Here is a 15,002-nt window from a genome sequence, read left to right on the forward strand (position 1 = left end):
TGGCGCGTGTTGTACTGAACGGGCGAAAACCTGCCTGTTAAATGCAACATAGAGAGTCATGCATGATAAGCCTGGATGATGTGGTCAGCCTCTCCCGAATACAGTTCGGCGCGACGGCGATGTTCCACTTTCTGTTTGTGCCCCTCACCCTGGGGCTGTCCTGGATCCTGGTGATCGCCGAGTCGGCCTACGTGATGACCGGCAAGGTGATCTACAAGGACATCACCCGCTTCTGGGGCAAGCTGTTTGGCATCAACTTCGTGATGGGGGTGACCACCGGGATCACTCTGGAGTTCCAGTTCGGCACCAACTGGGCCTACTACTCCCACTACGTCGGCGACATTTTCGGCACCCCGCTGGCGGTGGAGGGGCTGATGGCCTTCTTCCTCGAATCCACCCTGGTGGGCCTCTTCTTCTTCGGCTGGGACAAGCTCTCCCGGGGCCAGCACCTGCTGGTGACCGCGCTGGTGGCGCTCGGCTCCAACCTCTCCGCGCTCTGGATCCTCATCGCCAACGGCTGGATGCAGAACCCGGTCGGCGCCGAGTTCAACCCCATGACGATGCGCATGGAGCTGACCGACGTGGCGGCGGTGATCTTCAACCCGGTGGCCCAGGTCAAGTTCGTGCACACGGTGGCGGCGGGCTATGTGGCTGCCTCCCTGTTCGTGATGGGGGTGAGCAGCTGGTATCTGCTGCGCCGCATGGAGGTGCGCTTCGCCCTGCGATCCTTCGCCATCGCCTCGGGCTTCGGCCTCGCCGCCATCCTCTCGGTCATCGTGCTCGGGGACGAGTCGGGCTATCGCACCGGCGAGGTGCAGAAGGTGAAGCTCGCCGCCATCGAGGCGGAGTGGCACACCGAGCCTGCCCCTGCCTCCTTCACCCTGTTCGGCCTGCCGGATCAGCGCGCCGAGACCACCCACGCCGCGGTCAAGATCCCCTATCTGATGGGTATCATCGCCACTCGTTCCCTGGATGAGCAGGTGACGGGGCTCAAGGATCTCAAGGCCGAGCACGAGGTGCGCATTCGTAGCGGCATGCTGGCCCACGACGCCCTGGAAGCGCTGCGGGCGGACGGTAGCAATGCCGAGGCCAGGGCGACCTTCGAGCGCCACCGCGCCGATCTCGGCTATGGCCTGCTGCTGACCCCCCATGCCAAGGAGATTGGCAAGGCGGACGAGGCGGCCATCGCCAAGGCTGTCGATGACTCCATTCCCCAGGTGGCGCCGCTGTTCTGGAGCTTCAGGCTGATGGTGGGCATAGGCGTGGTGTTGCTGGCGCTCTTTGCCGCCGCCTTCCTGCAACTGTGCCGGGGCCGGCTGGTGCAATCGACCCGACTGCTCAAGGCGCTGTTCTGGAGCATACCGCTGCCCTGGATTGCCATCGAGGCGGGCTGGTTCGTGGCCGAGTTCGGTCGCCAGCCCTGGACCATCAGCGAGGTGCTGCCGGTCTCGGCGTCTGTCTCCTTGCTGCAACTGGGCCAGCTCTGGTTCAGCCTGATCGCCATCTTCCTCATCTACAGCACGCTGCTGGTGGTGGAGCTGTTCTTGTTGCGTCACGTGATCCGCAAAGGGCCCGCCAGCCTGCAGACGGGTCGTTATCAAGGTGAAGTGTTGAAAAACGGGAGTCCCGTCTGATGGATTACGAAACCCTGAAACTCGTCTGGTGGGGGCTGGTGCTGTTCCTGCTCATCGGCTTCGTGGTGATGGATGGCTTCGATCTCGGGGTCGGCATGCTGTTGCCCGTGGTGGCCAAGGACGATGAGGAGCGGCGGGTGCTGCTCAACAGCGTGGGCCCGGTGTGGGAGGGCAACCAGGTGTGGCTCATCGCCGGTGCCGGCACCCTGTTCGCCGCCTGGCCCCTGGTCTATGCAGCCTCCTTCTCGGCGCTCTACGTGCCCTTCATGTTCCTGCTGTTCGGCCTCTTCCTGCGCCCGGTCGGTTTTGACTATCGCAGCAAGCTGCCGGATCCCCAGTGGCGCCGCTGGTGGGACAGGGCCCTGGTGATGGGGGCCCTGCTGCCGACCCTGGTGTTTGGCGCTACCCTGGGCTTCCTGCTACAAGGCCTGCCGTTTCGCTTCGATTCGGCCCTTCGCATCCACTACGGCGCCTTCGATTTCAACTGGCCGCTGCTCTTCACCTGCATGGGCACGGCGCTGGCCCTGCTGATGCTGCACGGCTGCAGCTTCCTGCAGTGCAAGACTCAAGGGGTGATAGCGGCGCGCTGCGCTCGCCAAAGCCGCTGGCTCGGCCCTCTGGCAAGCGGCCTGTTTGCCCTCGGCGGCTTCTGGCTCAGCCAGATGCGCGGCTACCAGATAGCCGAGATGGGGGATCTCAACAGCTCCCTGACCCCCCTGATGAAGCAGGTGACGACGGCGCCGGATGGCTGGTTTGGCAACTTCATTGCGCACCCCGTGCTCTGGGTTGTGCCGGCCCTGGGCCTCTTGCTGCCGCTCTTGAGTGCGCTGGCAAGCAGCCTTGGCCGGGCGCGGCTCGCCATCGTCGCCAGCGGCGGAGCCTGCGCCGCCATGATGCTGACCATCGCCATCGCCCTGTTCCCCTTCGTGCTGCCCTCGTCCCTGGATCCGTCGAGCAGCCTGACCCTGTGGGACGGCACCTCCAGCGAGCGCACCCTCCTTATCATGCTGGGCATAGTCGCCGTGCTGATGCCCATCAACATCGGTTACACCCTCTGGGCCTACTGGGTGGCGCGGGGCAAGATGAGCACCGAGCAGGTGCGCGAGCACGGCCATAGCCTCTACTAACAAGAGAATTGAGGAGTCTTCGATATGTGGTATTTCACCTGGATACTGGGGCTGGGGTTTGCGCTGCTGTGCGGCCTGGTCAATCTGCTCTGGCTGGAGGCGCGCTGGGCCGCGGATGAGGATCTCAAGGAGTCTTGAGCCGCGTCATCTTGCCAATGAAAAAGGCCGACACCGCGTGTCGGCCTTCTCGTTCTTTTGCGTGGCGGATTAGATTGCCAGCGCCAGTTTGGCTTCGCGCTTCTCGCTGACGTGGGTCAGGCCATAGGCCAGCAATACGATGAGGGCGCCGATCCAGGGGGTGTGCATCAACCCCAGGTGCTCCACCACAAAGCCGCCCACCACGGATCCCAGCGCGATGCCGACGTTGAAGGCGGCGATGTTGAGGCCGGAGGCCACATCCACCGCGTTCGGGGTGTGTTGCTCCGCCTGTTTCACCACCAGTACCTGCAGCCCAGGCACGTTGCCGAATGCGAAGGCGCCCCACACCAGCACGGTGAGCACGGCGAGCACAGGGTGCGGCGCGGTGAAGGTGAGCATCAGCAAGATGAGCGCCAACCCGGCAAACATCAGTTTCAGTGCGGGCAAGGGGCCCATCTTGTCGGCCAGCTTGCCGCCCCAGATGTTGCCGACCGCCACCGATACCCCGTACACCAGCAGGATGAGGCTCACAGAACTTGCACTAAAACCGCTTACCTGCTGCAGGATGGGGGCGAGGAAGGTGAAGGCGGTGAAGGCGCCGCCGTAACCCAGCGCGGTCTTGGCGTAGACCAGCAGCAGCGGCTTCTTGGTCAGCACGGAGAGCTGTTCACGGATGCTGGAGGCCGCCCCCTTGGGCAGGTTGCTTGGGATCAGCAGCAGGCTGCCCACCATGGCGATGACCCCGAGCAGGCTCACCACCAGGAAGGTCTCGCGCCAGCCGAACTGCTGGCCAATCCAGGTGCCGAGCGGCACACCGGTTACCAGGGCCACGGTCAGGCCGCTGAACATGATGGCGATGGCGCTCGCCGCCTTCTCCTTCGACACCAGGCCGGTGGCGATGGTGCTACCCACCGAGAAGAAGACGCCGTGGGCCAGCCCGGTCAGCACGCGGGCGACGATCAGGCTCTCATAACCGGGGGCCTGCCAGGCCAGCAGGTTGCCGGCGGTGAAGAGCGCCATCAGGCCCACCAGCAGCCACTTGCGCGGCAGCTTGCCGGTGAGCGCCGTGAGCACGGGGGCGCCGATGGCGACGCCCAAGGCATAGAGGCTGACCAGGAGGCCAGCGGAAGGGAGCGAGACGTGCAGTTGGTCGGCGATGGTGGGGATGAGCCCCACGATCACGAATTCGGTGGTGCCGATCGCAAAGGCACTCAGGGTGAGGGCAAACAACGCCAGTGGCATACAAACTCCTTGGATTGGACTCCCGACGGGAGAATGGCGGCAGTATGCCCCCGGAGTTTGTTGGCAAAAATGACGATGACATCAAATTACTTTTGCTTGATAAGCATCAATAGCAGGGTGACAGGGGATGAGTGGCGCGAGGGCCGCGCTAAGGGGACGGCAGTCAGCCTTGCAGGGCTGGGTAGCGTCCTGTGTCAGATGCCTGGTGATGGTGGGGAAGACGAAAAAAAGCGGGAGGCATGATGCCTCCCGCTGGGGTCGGAGAAAGATCCCGAACTGCTGTTTCCTCCCTTCTCCCCTGGCGGGAGAAGGGCTGGGGATGAGGGGGTCAGTCCCAGGCCGGTGCGAAGTCCGGGTTGGCGCAGCGCTCGCCGCGATCCAGGGTGGTGATTTGCGCCATCTCCTCGGGGCTGAGCTGTACCTCGAGGGCGGCCAGGTTGGCGGCCTGGTTCTCCCGCTTGGTGGAGCTCGGGATCACCGTCATGCCCTGGGCCAGCAGCCAGGCCAGCGACACCTGGGCCGCCGAGACGCCGTGACGCTTGCCGATCTCCATCAGCAGGGGCTCGCTCAGCACCTTGCCATAGGCCAGCGGCATATAGGCGGTGATGGCGATGCCCTGCTCCTGGCAGAACTCCACCACCTTGCGGTTTTGCAGCAGGGGGTGGATCTCCACCTGCTGGTGGGCGATGGCACCCGGCCCCAGGATCTCGACGGCCTGCTTGAGCTGGGCCACGGTGAAGTTGGAGACCCCGATCTCCCGGGTCAGGCCCTGGGCCTTGGCCTCGGCCAGCTGCTCCAGGTAGACCGCCATCGGCACCTCATCCTGGGGGGAGGGCCAGTGAATGAGCGCCAGATCCAGGTAGTCGGTACGCAGCTTCTCGAGGCTGGTCTCGAGGCTCGGGATCAGCTTGCCCGGACCGAACTCGCTGGTCCACACCTTGGTGGTGAGGTAGATATCCTGGCGGGGCACGCTCGTGCTGGCCAGCACCTGGCCCACCTCGGACTCGTTGTCATAGATCTGGGCGGTGTCGATATGGCGGTAGCCGAGCTCGAGACCGGTGTTCAGGGTGGCGACCAGGGGCTCGCCCTTCAGACGGAAGGTTCCCAGACCCATTTTTGGCATTTTCATCATCAAACTCCTCATGTTCTCTATGTTTTACGTTCTTGTTTATGGGGTTTGCCCATCAGGCTGGGCGGCCATTGCCGGCCGGTCTACCGGGCAGAAAAGGTGGTGCAGGGGATCAGGCCAAGTGATAGCGGCAAACCCGGCTGCTGGCAAACCAGCCCTGGGTGGCGGCCACGAAGGCGAGAAAGTGGGGCTTTTGCTGGTGGGCATTAAGAGCTTCTTCGCTCGCCCACTCCTCGTGCAGCATCCAGCCATGGGGGTTATCCAGGCTCTGGTGCAGCCGATAGCGCAGGCAACCGGCCTCTTGCTGGGTGGCCGCGATCAGCGGTGTCAGGGCGGCCCTGAGTTGAGCTGCGAATTCGGGCTTGGCTTCTAGCTGGGCAATCACTATGACGGGGGATGACATCTGAACCTCCTCGCTAAGACGAGGGCCAGTATGCCCGCCGCAGACTGGGGGATACAGGGCAGCAGTTGCAAAACACTATTGAGGTGAGTGCAGCAATGGGAGAGAGAAGAGACCGGCGGGCAGCCGGCGCCGGGGAAAGGTTCAAATGTAAAGCAGAGAGCAGGGTGGGCTGGGGTGCCCACCCCTCGCCATCAGGCCGCCGGTTCGGACCAGACCGCAAACTCATTGCCGCTGGGCTCGACAAAGTGGAAGCGGCGGCCACCGGGGAAGTCGAACAGCGGGCGGTTGATGATGCCGCCATGGTGCTGCACCTTGGCCTGGGTTGCCTCGATATCGGCGCTGTAGAACACCAGCAGGGCGCCCCCCTGATGGCTGTGACTGCACATATCTGCGCGGTAGAAGCCACCGTCCAGCCCTTCTCCCTCGAAGGCGCAGTAGTCGGGGCCGTAGTCGGCGAACTGCCAGCCAAAGGCGGCGGTGAAGAAGGCCTGGGTGGCGGCGAGATCCCTGGCCGCAAACTCCACATAATTCAGTTTTTCATGGGCTTTCATAAGGTACCGCTCCCTGCTGATAAGTGAGGCCGGGTGTCATCTATCTGGGCTGCCAGCGTTTCTGCGTGCGGATCGTGGAGTGGGGCAAGGCGTCCCAGGGCGTCAGCTTGAGCTGCTTGCGCCGAAACCAGAGCCAGGTCGCCATCAGCAGGCCCACCCCGAGGCCGAACAGGAGTCCCTGGCGCAGGGCAAACCCCAGGCTCACCTCATGCTGCCAACCGAAGAACCACATCAACACCCCCCAGATAGCGCCGAGGGGCAGGCCCAGAGCAAGGATGTTGGCCAGAAAGCGCTCGTAGTGGGGCGGCCTGACGGTGAGTCCCGCCTTGCGCAGCAGCCAGATGATAGGCGGGTTGTAGTTGAGCTCGCTCACGCCCTTGTCGGCCAGTTCTCGATGGGCGGCGGCCAGCCTGTTGTCGAATGTCATAAGGTCGTCCTTGTCATGATGTGGCGCCATACGGTGCCAGTTGGCGGCATTGTACTGGCAAGGGCGGAGATAAAACAGGCGGTGCGTCACGATACGAAGCGACGCCAGCCTTGCCAACTACCGGCCATTTCGCCTATAAAGACCCATTACTCTTGCCTGGATAACAGCAATGAAGACCCATTCCGATGAACTGACCCTGTTCGTGGCCGTGGTGGAGGCGGGCAGCTTTCGCCAGGCGGCGGAGAACCTGGGGATGGACAACTCTGTGGTGAGCCGCGGCATCAAGCGCCTCGAAGAGAAGCTCGCCACCGTGCTGCTCAATCGCACTACCCGCCGGGTCAGCCTGACGGAGGAGGGGAGCTGGTTCTATCAACGGGCGGTGAAGATCCTGACCGAGATGAGCGAGGCGGAGGGGCTGCTGCTGATGCGCCGGGAGCAGCCGGAGGGCGTGCTGCGGGTCGATGCCGCCACCCCCTTCATCCTGCACCGACTGGTGCCCATCATCGGCGAGTTTCGCCGCCGTTACCCCGGTATCGAGCTGCAACTGCACAGCTCCGAGGGCTTCATCAACCTGATGGAGCGGCGGGTGGACATGGCCATTCGCATCGGCGAGCTGACCGACTCCTCCCTGCGGGCCCTGCCGCTCGGGCGTTCCAAGCTGCGGCTGCTGGCCTCGCCCGGCTATCTGGCTGCGCGCGGCACCCCGCGCCAGCCGGCGGATCTGCTGGCGGGTCACGAGCTGCTCGGCTTTTTGCACCCCGATCACCTCAACCACTGGCCGCTGCTCAGCAGCGAACAGGGAGACCGCTTCGCCATCACCCCGACCCTGCGGGCCAGCAGCGGCGAGACATTGCGTCAGCTGGCGCTGGCGGGGCAGGGGATCGTCTGCCTGTCGGACTTCATGACGGGGGATGATCGGGCGAGCGGCGCCCTGGTGGAGGTGCTTGCCCGCAGCAACAGCGGTGCCTCGCGCCCCATCAATGCGGTCTTCTATTCCGATGCCCAGCGGGACATCCGGCTGCGGGTCTGGCTCGATTTTCTGAAGGAGCAGCTCGGCGCCGAGGCGTTGTAGAGGGCATGCCGACAGTTCCAACCCCCTCCCGGCCTCCCCCTCCACGAGGGGGAGGGGTCATTTTCTCCCACCCCTTGGCAAGGGGAGGGAACCGAGGGGGCTTGCGAGCGCCAATAAAAAGAGGCCGACATCGCTGTCGGCCTCTTCAGTTTTTTCATCTCAAGGATGCACCGGTTGCCCGATCAATCCTCTTCGGCCCAGCGGCGTGAGCGTTCCACCGCCTTCTTCCAGCCGTTGTAACGCTTGGCGCGATCGTCCCTGTCCATCTGCGGGATGAACTCGCGGTCCACGCTGAACTTGTCTTCCAGCTCTTCCGAGCTCTTCCAGAAGCCGACGGCCAGGCCAGCCAGGAAGGCGGCGCCCATGGCGGTGGTCTCGATACGGGTCGGACGCACCACGGGGGTGTGCATCATGTCGGCCTGGAACTGCATCAGGAAGTCGTTGGCCACGGCGCCGCCGTCCACCTTCAGGGCCGCCAGCTTGATGCCGGAGTCCTGCTGCATGGCATCCAGCACGTCGCGGCTCTGGTAGGCGATGGATTCCAGCGCGGCACGGATGATGTGGTTGCGGTTCGCGCCCCGGGTCAGGCCGACCATGGTGCCGCGAGCGTACGGATCCCAGTAGGGGGCGCCCAGGCCGACGAAGGCCGGCACCAGGTAGACGCCGTTGGTGTCGCCCACCTTGGAGGCGAAGTAGTCGGTGTCGCGGGCATCGTGGATGATTTTGAGCTCGTCACGCAGCCACTGGATGGTGGCGCCGCCCATAAACACGGCACCCTCGAGGGCATAATTCACTTCCCCTTTCGGACCGATGGCGACCGTGGTCAGCAGGCCGTTGCTGGAGCGAACCGGCTCGGTGCCGGTGTTCATCAGCATGAAGCAGCCGGTGCCGTAGGTGTTCTTGGCCATGCCCTTCTCGAAGCAGAGCTGACCGAACAGGGCAGACTGCTGGTCACCGGCGATGCCGGCGATGGGGATGCGGGCGCCGCCGCCACGGGTGGTGTAGCCATACACCTCGGAGGAGGGCTTCACTTCCGGCAGCATGGACATGGGGATGCCCAGCTCGTCCAGCATGCGCTGATCCCACTTCAGATCGCGGATGTTGTAGAGCATGGTGCGCGACGCGTTGGTTGGATCGGTGACGTGCACCTCGCCGTTGGTCATCTTCCACACCAGCCAGGTGTCGATGGTGCCGAACAAGAGCTCGCCGTTCATCGCCTTCTCGCGGGCCCCTTCCACGTTGTCGAGGATCCACTTCACCTTGGTGCCGGAGAAGTAGGCGTCCAGCACCAGACCGGTGTTCTCGCGCACATACTCTTCCAGGCCGCGGGCCTTGAGCTCCTCGCAGATGGCGGCGGTGCGGCGGCACTGCCAGACGATGGCGTTGTAGATGGGCTTGCCGGTGGCCTTTTCCCAGACGACTGTGGTCTCACGCTGGTTGGTGATGCCGATGGCGGCGATCTGCTCGCTGTGCAGGCCGCTCTTGGCCAGCACTTCGGTGAAGACGGAGGACTGGGTCGCCCAGATCTCCATGGGGTCGTGCTCAACCCAGCCCGCCTTGGGGTAGTGCTGGGTGAATTCGCGCTGGGAGGTCGCGACTATGTTGGCATCCTGATCGAAGACGATGGCACGGGAGGAGGTGGTTCCTTGATCCAGCGCGACGACATATTTCTTTTCAGCAGACATGATGTTCTCCACGTTCTTATTTTCCACGTTGGGGGGACCGCTCTCAGGCGGCGGCCTCTTCTTTATTGGACAGCTTGGCGGCTTCTTCGGTGGCGACGCGGTTGCCCGGGACGCAGGGAGCCAGCACTTTCACATAGAGGGCGGTACCAAGCTGGGCGCCGACGATGGGGCCGAGGATGGGAACCCAGAAGTAGGGGTTGTCACGACCTCCGGTCAGGGCCACGTCACCCCAGCCTGCGACGAAGGCGAACAGTTTGGGACCAAAATCACGGGCCGGGTTCATGGCAAAGCCGGTTAACGGGCCGAGGGAGGCGCCGATCACCGCGATCAGGATGCCGATCAGCAGGGCGGCGGCGAAGCCTTTGGGGGCGCCGTTGTTGTTGTCACCCAGTGCCATGATGCCCAGCATCAGCACGGCGGTGATCACCAGCTCGACCGCGAACGCCTGCATGTTGGAGAGCAGGGCATTGGGGTAGGTGGAGAAGATGCCAGCGGTGCCGAGGCTCTCGACGCTGCCGCGCACCACGTTGTGGGTCAGCTCCCACTGGGTGAACAGGTTGCTGTAGAGGGCGTAGACCAAGGCGGCGGAGGCGAAGGCCCCGGCTATCTGGGCGATGATGAAGGGCACCACCTTGCGCTTGTCGAAGCCGCAGAAGGTCATCAGGGCCAGGGTCACGGCAGGGTTGAGGTGGGCACCGGAGATGCCACCGGTCACATAGATGGCGATGGCGACACCCAGGCCCCAGGTAATGGAGATTTCCCATTGCCCGAAGTTGGCGCCAGCCAGCACCAGGGCGGCCACGCAACCGACGCCGAAGAAGATCAGCAGGCCGGTGCCGATAAACTCGGCGAGGCACTCGCCAAGCAGGGTATTGGGTCTTTGTATGCTCATAGTTGTTATTCCTTATATCCACCCACAGTAGGTTTGATGTTCCGTTTCGTTATCTTGCATTCCCATTTATTGCGTCCGAAAACGTTTCTTCTTGTTGTTTGAGTCTGCGCAAACGTTATGCTCGTTTGCGCTCGTTCTTGGACGAGTGAGAAAATAAACCTTCTGTGCCAATTCACCAGACCCCCGCCACCGGAAATGTGGGCAAGATCCCATTCATTGCTAAGAAAATGTGACGAAAAGCAACTCTCAGGGTTTCAAATACTCCTTAGTGGGTATCCCAAACCCTTGTTCCACGCGGTCTAGCCGTCGATGCGCGATCACTCACGGGGTGATTTATTTTGTAATAAAACTGCAATAATTCCGTCTGCATCACAGATTAAATGTTCACAAATGAGCACAATCAGCTCGCTTGCGAATCAGGACTCATCTGGTCGCCAGCTTGACCGGGGCACCCTCAACCGCCCATGACAACAATAAAAGGAAGCAGAACATGCTTAGTCTCTTCAGGCCTGCACCCCATATCGACAGGCTACCGGCCGACAAGATAGATCCCTTCTACAAGCGCCTGCGCTGGCAGGTGTTCTTCGGGATCTTCTTCGGCTATGCCGGCTACTACCTGGTACGGAAAAACTTCAGCCTGGCGATGCCCTACCTCATCGAGCAGGGTTTCTCCCGCGGCGATCTGGGTCTGGCCCTCTCCGGGGTCTCCATCGCCTACGGCCTCTCCAAGTTCCTGATGGGGAACGTGTCGGACAGATCCAACGCCCGTTACTTCCTCTCCGCCGGCCTGCTGCTCTCGGCCGGCATCATGTTCATGATGGGCACCATGCACTGGGCCACCTCCAGCATCGCCATCATGTTCGTGCTGCTGTTCCTGAACGGCTGGGCACAGGGCATGGGCTGGCCGCCCTGCGGCCGCACCATGGTGCACTGGTGGTCACAGAAGGAGCGGGGGGAGATCGTCTCGGTCTGGAACGTGGCCCACAACGTGGGCGGCGGCATGATAGGCCCCCTGTTCATCCTCGGCATGGGCTGGTTCAACGACTGGCGCAGCGCCTTCTACGTGCCGGCGGCGGCGGCAGCAGCCATCGCGGTGATCGCCTTCTTCGTGATGCGCGACACCCCGCAATCGGTCGGTCTGCCCCCCATCGAGGAGTACAAGAACGACTATCCGAAGGATTACAACGAGAGCCACGAGCAGGAGTTCTCCGCGAAGGAGATCTTCATGAAGTACGTGCTGCACAACAAGCTGCTCTGGTACATCGCCATCGCCAATGCCTTCGTCTATCTCATCCGTTACGGCGTGCTGGACTGGGCGCCCACCTACCTGAAAGAGGCGAAGGATTTCAGCGTGGATCACTCCTCCTGGGCCTACTTCCTCTATGAGTGGGCGGGGATCCCGGGCACCCTGTTGTGCGGCTGGATCTCGGACAAGATGTTCAAGGGCCGCCGCGCCCCGGCCGGCATCCTGTTCATGGTGCTGGTGACCCTGGCGGTGCTGGTCTACTGGTTCAACCCGGCGGGCAACCCGACCATCGACATGATGGCCCTGGTCGCCATCGGCTTCCTCATCTACGGCCCCGTCATGCTGATCGGTCTCTACGCCCTGGAGCTGGCGCCGAAGAAGGCGGCCGGCACAGCGGCGGGTTTCACCGGGCTGTTCGGTTATCTGGGCGGCGCGGTCGCGGCCAACGCCATGCTGGGCTATACCGTCGACCACTTCGGCTGGGACGGTGGCTTCATGGTGCTGACCATCTCCTGCGTGCTCTCCATCGTGCTGCTGGCCATGACCCTCAAGCACGAGAACATCTCGATCGCGCACAAGGCCGCTGCCGATAAGGCATAAAACGTGATCCTGCCCTTATCGATTGGAAAAGGGATAGGGTACACTGCCAAAGGCCCCGCACCTGCCGGGGCCTTTTTTCGTCTCATCTGCGGAGTGCAAGCGTGAAGCAAACCCAACGACATCTGGAGATCCTGGACGTCCTGACCCGGCAGGGTTTCGTCTCGACCGACGATCTGGTGACCCATTTTGACGTCAGCCCCCAGACCATTCGCCGGGATCTGAACGATCTCGCCGAACAGAACAAGATCCGGCGCCATCACGGCGGGGCCTCATTGCATTCGAGCACCGTCAACACCGCCTACAGCGCCCGCAAGGTGATGCAGCTCAAGGAGAAGGAGCGCATCGCCCGGGAGGTGGCCGCCAACATCCCCGACGGTTCGTCCCTCTTCATCGACATCGGCACCACCACCGAGGCCATCGCCCGCGCCCTGCTGGATCACCGGGAGCTGCGCATCGTCACCAACAACCTGAACGTGGCCAGCATCCTCACCGCCAAGGATGACTTCACCGTCATCATCGCCGGGGGCGAGATCCGCAACCGGGATGGCGGCATCGTGGGGGAGGCGACCCGCGACTTCATCGGCCAGTTCCGCATGGACTACGGCGTCATCGGTATCTCGGGCATCGACAGCGACGGCTCATTGCTCGATTTCGACTACCACGAGGTGAAGATCGCCCAGGCCATCATCGCCCATTCCCGCCAGGTGTTCCTGGCCGCCGACCACACCAAGTTCGGCCGCAACGCCATGGTCAACCTCGGCAACCTCAGCCAGATCCACGCCCTGTTCACGGATCAGGAGCCGCCGGAGAAGCTGATGCGACTGATGTCTCAGCATCAGATCGCCTGCCATATCTGCTGATATTTCCACTGCTCTAGCATCAGGCCGCCCTGTGGCGGCCGCTTTTCTTTCTGCACACCCCGGTCTGCGGCGTCTCCTCTACGGCACCAGAGAGGCCAGTTCCAGGCGCTGAATTCCATACCTTGAGCCCCTGGCTCTGCACCAGTACATCAGGAGCCAGTTCCCCCGACACCAGGCGCTTGCCCCAGACGCCCGGCGGCATGCCCCATGAGGGCTTTCACGCCATCGCGTCCATCGCCTCGTCTCGTGCACGTTCCCTCCCATCCGGGGCCCTTTGCCCGCCTCTCTGCCCGGGACTGGTGTTTCCGGCAGGCCGTAGCCTTGCCTGGCCGTCACCGACTGGCAGCATTTTTAGCATTGTGAAAACAATCGCGATCACATTTCTCTCACGAAATGTTCGTTTATTGGTTTTTCATGTTCTAATATGAGCGAAATCAAACATTGCTGTCATGGCAAACACAAAATAAGAAAGTAGGTGAACATGAGCGAACATTATGATCTGGTCGTCGTCGGCGGCGGCATCAACGGGGTCGGCATCGCGGCAGATGCGGCGGGGCGGGGGCTGAAGGTGGCGCTGTTCGAGGCGAGCGATCTCGCCTCTGCCACCTCGTCCAACTCCAGCAAGCTGATCCACGGCGGCCTGCGCTATCTCGAACATTACGAATTCCGGCTGGTGAAAGAGGCGCTGGCGGAGCGGGAGGTCCTGCTCGGCATGGCACCCCACATCGCCCGTCCCATGCGTTTTCGCCTGCCGCACCGACCGCACCTGCGCCCGGCCTGGATGATCCGTGCCGGCCTCTTTCTCTATGACAACCTGGCCAAGCGCGACAAGCTCAAGGGGAGCTGCGGTCTGCGCTTCCTGCCGCAGGACGGTCTCAAGAGCGGTATCCACAAGGGCTTTGAATACTCGGACGCCTGGGTCGACGACGCCCGCCTGGTGGTGCTCAATGCCATGCTGGCGCGGGACAAGGGCGCCGATGTGCAGACCCGCACCCGCTGCATCAAGGCGGTGCGCGGCTCCAAGCACTGGACCCTGACGCTCGAGCGGGAAGGGGGCGAGCAGTTCACCGTCAGCTGCCGCGGTCTGGTCAATGCGGCGGGCCCCTGGGTCAAGACCTTCTATGACGAGAGCCTGGGCGAGAAGTCCCCCCGCGGCATTCGCCTCATCAAGGGGAGCCACATGATAGTGCCGCGCATCCACGAGCGCGAAGAGGCTTACATACTGCAAAACGAGGACAACCGCATCGTCTTCGTCATCCCCTATCAGCAGGATTACTCCCTCATCGGCACCACGGACGTGGAGCACAAGGGGAGCCCGCGGGAGGCGAAGATCAGCAGCGCCGAGATCGACTACCTGTGCAAGGTGGTCAACGCCCACTTCACCAGGCAGATAAGCCCGGCCGACGTGGTCTGGACCTACGCCGGGGTGCGCCCCCTGTGTGACGACGAATCCGATTCGCCCCAGGCGGTGACCCGGGACTACACCCTCGAGCTCAGTGGCGAGTCCGACGGGGCGCCGCTCCTGTCGGTGTTTGGCGGCAAGCTCACCACCTACCGCAAGCTGGCCCAGGCCGCCTGCAACAAGCTCAAGCCCTGGTTCAGCCAGATGGGAGAGGACTGGACCGCCTCCTGCCGGCTGCCCGGTGGCGAGTTCGACTGCTCGGTGCGCGAACTGGCGCGCGCCTTTGCGCTGGAGTTCGACTGGCTCGATGATCGCAGCGCCCTGCGCATCGCCGAGGCCTATGGCGCCCATGCCCGCCTCTGGCTGAAGGAGGAACGCGGTCAGCACTTTGGCGCCGGGCTGTATGAATCCGAAGTGCGCTATCTCATCGCGCGGGAGTGGGCCTGCAGCCTGGAAGACATCCTGTGGCGCCGCAGCAAGCTGGGGCTGCGCCTGTCCGAATCCGAACAACAGCAGCTCGGCGCCTGGCTGCTCGAACACCACCACGCCCTGCCCAAGGCCAGCTGATGACCCACGGCGGGCGGCCTTTGCCGT

At 63.1% G+C, this 15,002-nt stretch carries 14 protein-coding genes; 7 read left to right on the forward strand and 7 right to left on the reverse strand.

Annotation, left to right across the window (positions count from 1 at the left end; all coding sequences use genetic code 11):
• Positions 1 to 62: 62 nt before the first annotated feature.
• From R2B70_RS06905 to cydX, 3 genes are read left to right on the forward strand one after another with little or no spacing between them, the layout of a single operon-like run.
• Entirely contained in the window at positions 63 to 1,634 is a 1,572-nt protein-coding gene (locus R2B70_RS06905) for a cytochrome ubiquinol oxidase subunit I (RefSeq protein ID WP_318162962.1), read from the forward strand.
• Positions 1,634 to 2,761 carry a cytochrome d ubiquinol oxidase subunit II gene (gene cydB / locus R2B70_RS06910; RefSeq protein WP_318162963.1) on the forward strand — a complete coding sequence of 376 codons (1,128 nt, stop codon included), beginning with the start codon at positions 1,634 to 1,636 and terminating at the stop codon, positions 2,759 to 2,761. Before R2B70_RS06905 ends, cydB begins: the two co-directional genes overlap by 1 nt.
• A gap of 24 nt (positions 2,762 to 2,785) precedes the next feature.
• On the forward strand, positions 2,786 to 2,899 hold the full coding sequence (cydX, locus tag R2B70_RS06915; RefSeq protein WP_005310033.1) for a cytochrome bd-I oxidase subunit CydX: 114 nt from the start codon (positions 2,786 to 2,788) through the stop codon (positions 2,897 to 2,899).
• A gap of 69 nt (positions 2,900 to 2,968) precedes the next feature.
• Here cydX and R2B70_RS06920 read toward each other — a convergent pair whose 3' ends face one another.
• The 5 genes from R2B70_RS06920 to R2B70_RS06940 form a co-directional block, all read right to left on the reverse strand.
• Positions 2,969 to 4,141 (reverse strand): MFS transporter, encoded by a 1,173-nt coding sequence (locus R2B70_RS06920; RefSeq protein WP_318162964.1) that lies wholly within the window; start codon positions 4,139 to 4,141, stop codon positions 2,969 to 2,971.
• A gap of 328 nt (positions 4,142 to 4,469) precedes the next feature.
• Positions 4,470 to 5,273 carry a 2,5-didehydrogluconate reductase DkgB gene (gene dkgB / locus R2B70_RS06925; protein ID WP_318162965.1) on the reverse strand — a complete coding sequence of 268 codons (804 nt, stop codon included), beginning with the start codon at positions 5,271 to 5,273 and terminating at the stop codon, positions 4,470 to 4,472.
• 109 nt (positions 5,274 to 5,382) lie between these two features.
• Positions 5,383 to 5,673, reverse strand: coding sequence for a putative quinol monooxygenase (locus R2B70_RS06930; RefSeq protein ID WP_318162966.1), 291 nt, complete (start codon positions 5,671 to 5,673; stop codon positions 5,383 to 5,385).
• A gap of 191 nt (positions 5,674 to 5,864) precedes the next feature.
• Positions 5,865 to 6,224: a VOC family protein gene (locus tag R2B70_RS06935; protein WP_318162967.1), complete on the reverse strand. Its 360-nt coding sequence runs from the start codon at positions 6,222 to 6,224 to the stop codon at positions 5,865 to 5,867.
• Positions 6,225 to 6,264: 40 nt separating this feature from the next.
• Positions 6,265 to 6,651, reverse strand: coding sequence for a DUF6404 family protein (locus R2B70_RS06940; protein WP_318162968.1), 387 nt, complete (start codon positions 6,649 to 6,651; stop codon positions 6,265 to 6,267).
• 169 nt (positions 6,652 to 6,820) lie between these two features.
• Here R2B70_RS06940 and R2B70_RS06945 point away from each other — a divergent pair, with 169 nt between their 5' ends.
• Positions 6,821 to 7,723 carry a LysR family transcriptional regulator gene (locus R2B70_RS06945; RefSeq protein WP_318162969.1) on the forward strand — a complete coding sequence of 301 codons (903 nt, stop codon included), beginning with the start codon at positions 6,821 to 6,823 and terminating at the stop codon, positions 7,721 to 7,723.
• Between the two features lie 182 nt (positions 7,724 to 7,905).
• Here R2B70_RS06945 and glpK read toward each other — a convergent pair whose 3' ends face one another.
• Positions 7,906 to 9,408: a glycerol kinase GlpK gene (gene glpK / locus R2B70_RS06950; RefSeq protein WP_042077080.1), complete on the reverse strand. Its 1,503-nt coding sequence runs from the start codon at positions 9,406 to 9,408 to the stop codon at positions 7,906 to 7,908.
• A 43-nt stretch (positions 9,409 to 9,451) separates the two neighbouring features.
• Entirely contained in the window at positions 9,452 to 10,300 is an 849-nt protein-coding gene (locus tag R2B70_RS06955) for an MIP/aquaporin family protein (protein ID WP_216989947.1), read from the reverse strand.
• 490 nt (positions 10,301 to 10,790) lie between these two features.
• On the opposite strand from R2B70_RS06955, the gene glpT reads away from it, so the two are divergent.
• From glpT to glpD, 3 genes are all read left to right on the forward strand, one after another.
• Positions 10,791 to 12,146 carry a glycerol-3-phosphate transporter gene (glpT, locus tag R2B70_RS06960; protein ID WP_042077040.1) on the forward strand — a complete coding sequence of 452 codons (1,356 nt, stop codon included), beginning with the start codon at positions 10,791 to 10,793 and terminating at the stop codon, positions 12,144 to 12,146.
• 101 nt (positions 12,147 to 12,247) lie between these two features.
• Complete coding sequence (locus tag R2B70_RS06965) at positions 12,248 to 13,006, forward strand: DeoR/GlpR family transcriptional regulator (RefSeq protein ID WP_042077039.1); 759 nt, start codon at positions 12,248 to 12,250, stop codon at positions 13,004 to 13,006.
• 481 nt (positions 13,007 to 13,487) lie between these two features.
• Positions 13,488 to 14,975, forward strand: coding sequence for a glycerol-3-phosphate dehydrogenase (glpD, locus tag R2B70_RS06970; RefSeq protein WP_318162970.1), 1,488 nt, complete (start codon positions 13,488 to 13,490; stop codon positions 14,973 to 14,975).
• The last annotated feature ends 27 nt before the right edge of the window (positions 14,976 to 15,002 follow it).

The sequence above is a fragment of the Aeromonas sp. XH genome (assembly GCF_033348475.1).
GTDB classification, from domain to species: Bacteria; Pseudomonadota; Gammaproteobacteria; order Enterobacterales; family Aeromonadaceae; genus Aeromonas; species Aeromonas sanarellii.

Coding starts and splice junctions, on each gene's coding strand:
- R2B70_RS06945 (WP_318162969.1), top strand. CDS start 6,821: ATGAAGACCCATTCCGATGAACTGACCCTGTTCGTGGCCGTGGTGGAG.
- glpK (WP_042077080.1), bottom strand. CDS start 9,408: ATGTCTGCTGAAAAGAAATATGTCGTCGCGCTGGATCAAGGAACCACC.
- R2B70_RS06935 (WP_318162967.1), bottom strand. CDS start 6,224: ATGAAAGCCCATGAAAAACTGAATTATGTGGAGTTTGCGGCCAGGGAT.
- glpD (WP_318162970.1), top strand. CDS start 13,488: ATGAGCGAACATTATGATCTGGTCGTCGTCGGCGGCGGCATCAACGGG.
- R2B70_RS06920 (WP_318162964.1), bottom strand. CDS start 4,141: ATGCCACTGGCGTTGTTTGCCCTCACCCTGAGTGCCTTTGCGATCGGC.
- cydX (WP_005310033.1), top strand. CDS start 2,786: ATGTGGTATTTCACCTGGATACTGGGGCTGGGGTTTGCGCTGCTGTGC.
- cydB (WP_318162963.1), top strand. CDS start 1,634: ATGGATTACGAAACCCTGAAACTCGTCTGGTGGGGGCTGGTGCTGTTC.
- R2B70_RS06955 (WP_216989947.1), bottom strand. CDS start 10,300: ATGAGCATACAAAGACCCAATACCCTGCTTGGCGAGTGCCTCGCCGAG.
- R2B70_RS06940 (WP_318162968.1), bottom strand. CDS start 6,651: ATGACATTCGACAACAGGCTGGCCGCCGCCCATCGAGAACTGGCCGAC.
- dkgB (WP_318162965.1), bottom strand. CDS start 5,273: ATGATGAAAATGCCAAAAATGGGTCTGGGAACCTTCCGTCTGAAGGGC.
- glpT (WP_042077040.1), top strand. CDS start 10,791: ATGCTTAGTCTCTTCAGGCCTGCACCCCATATCGACAGGCTACCGGCC.
- R2B70_RS06905 (WP_318162962.1), top strand. CDS start 63: ATGATAAGCCTGGATGATGTGGTCAGCCTCTCCCGAATACAGTTCGGC.
- R2B70_RS06930 (WP_318162966.1), bottom strand. CDS start 5,673: ATGTCATCCCCCGTCATAGTGATTGCCCAGCTAGAAGCCAAGCCCGAA.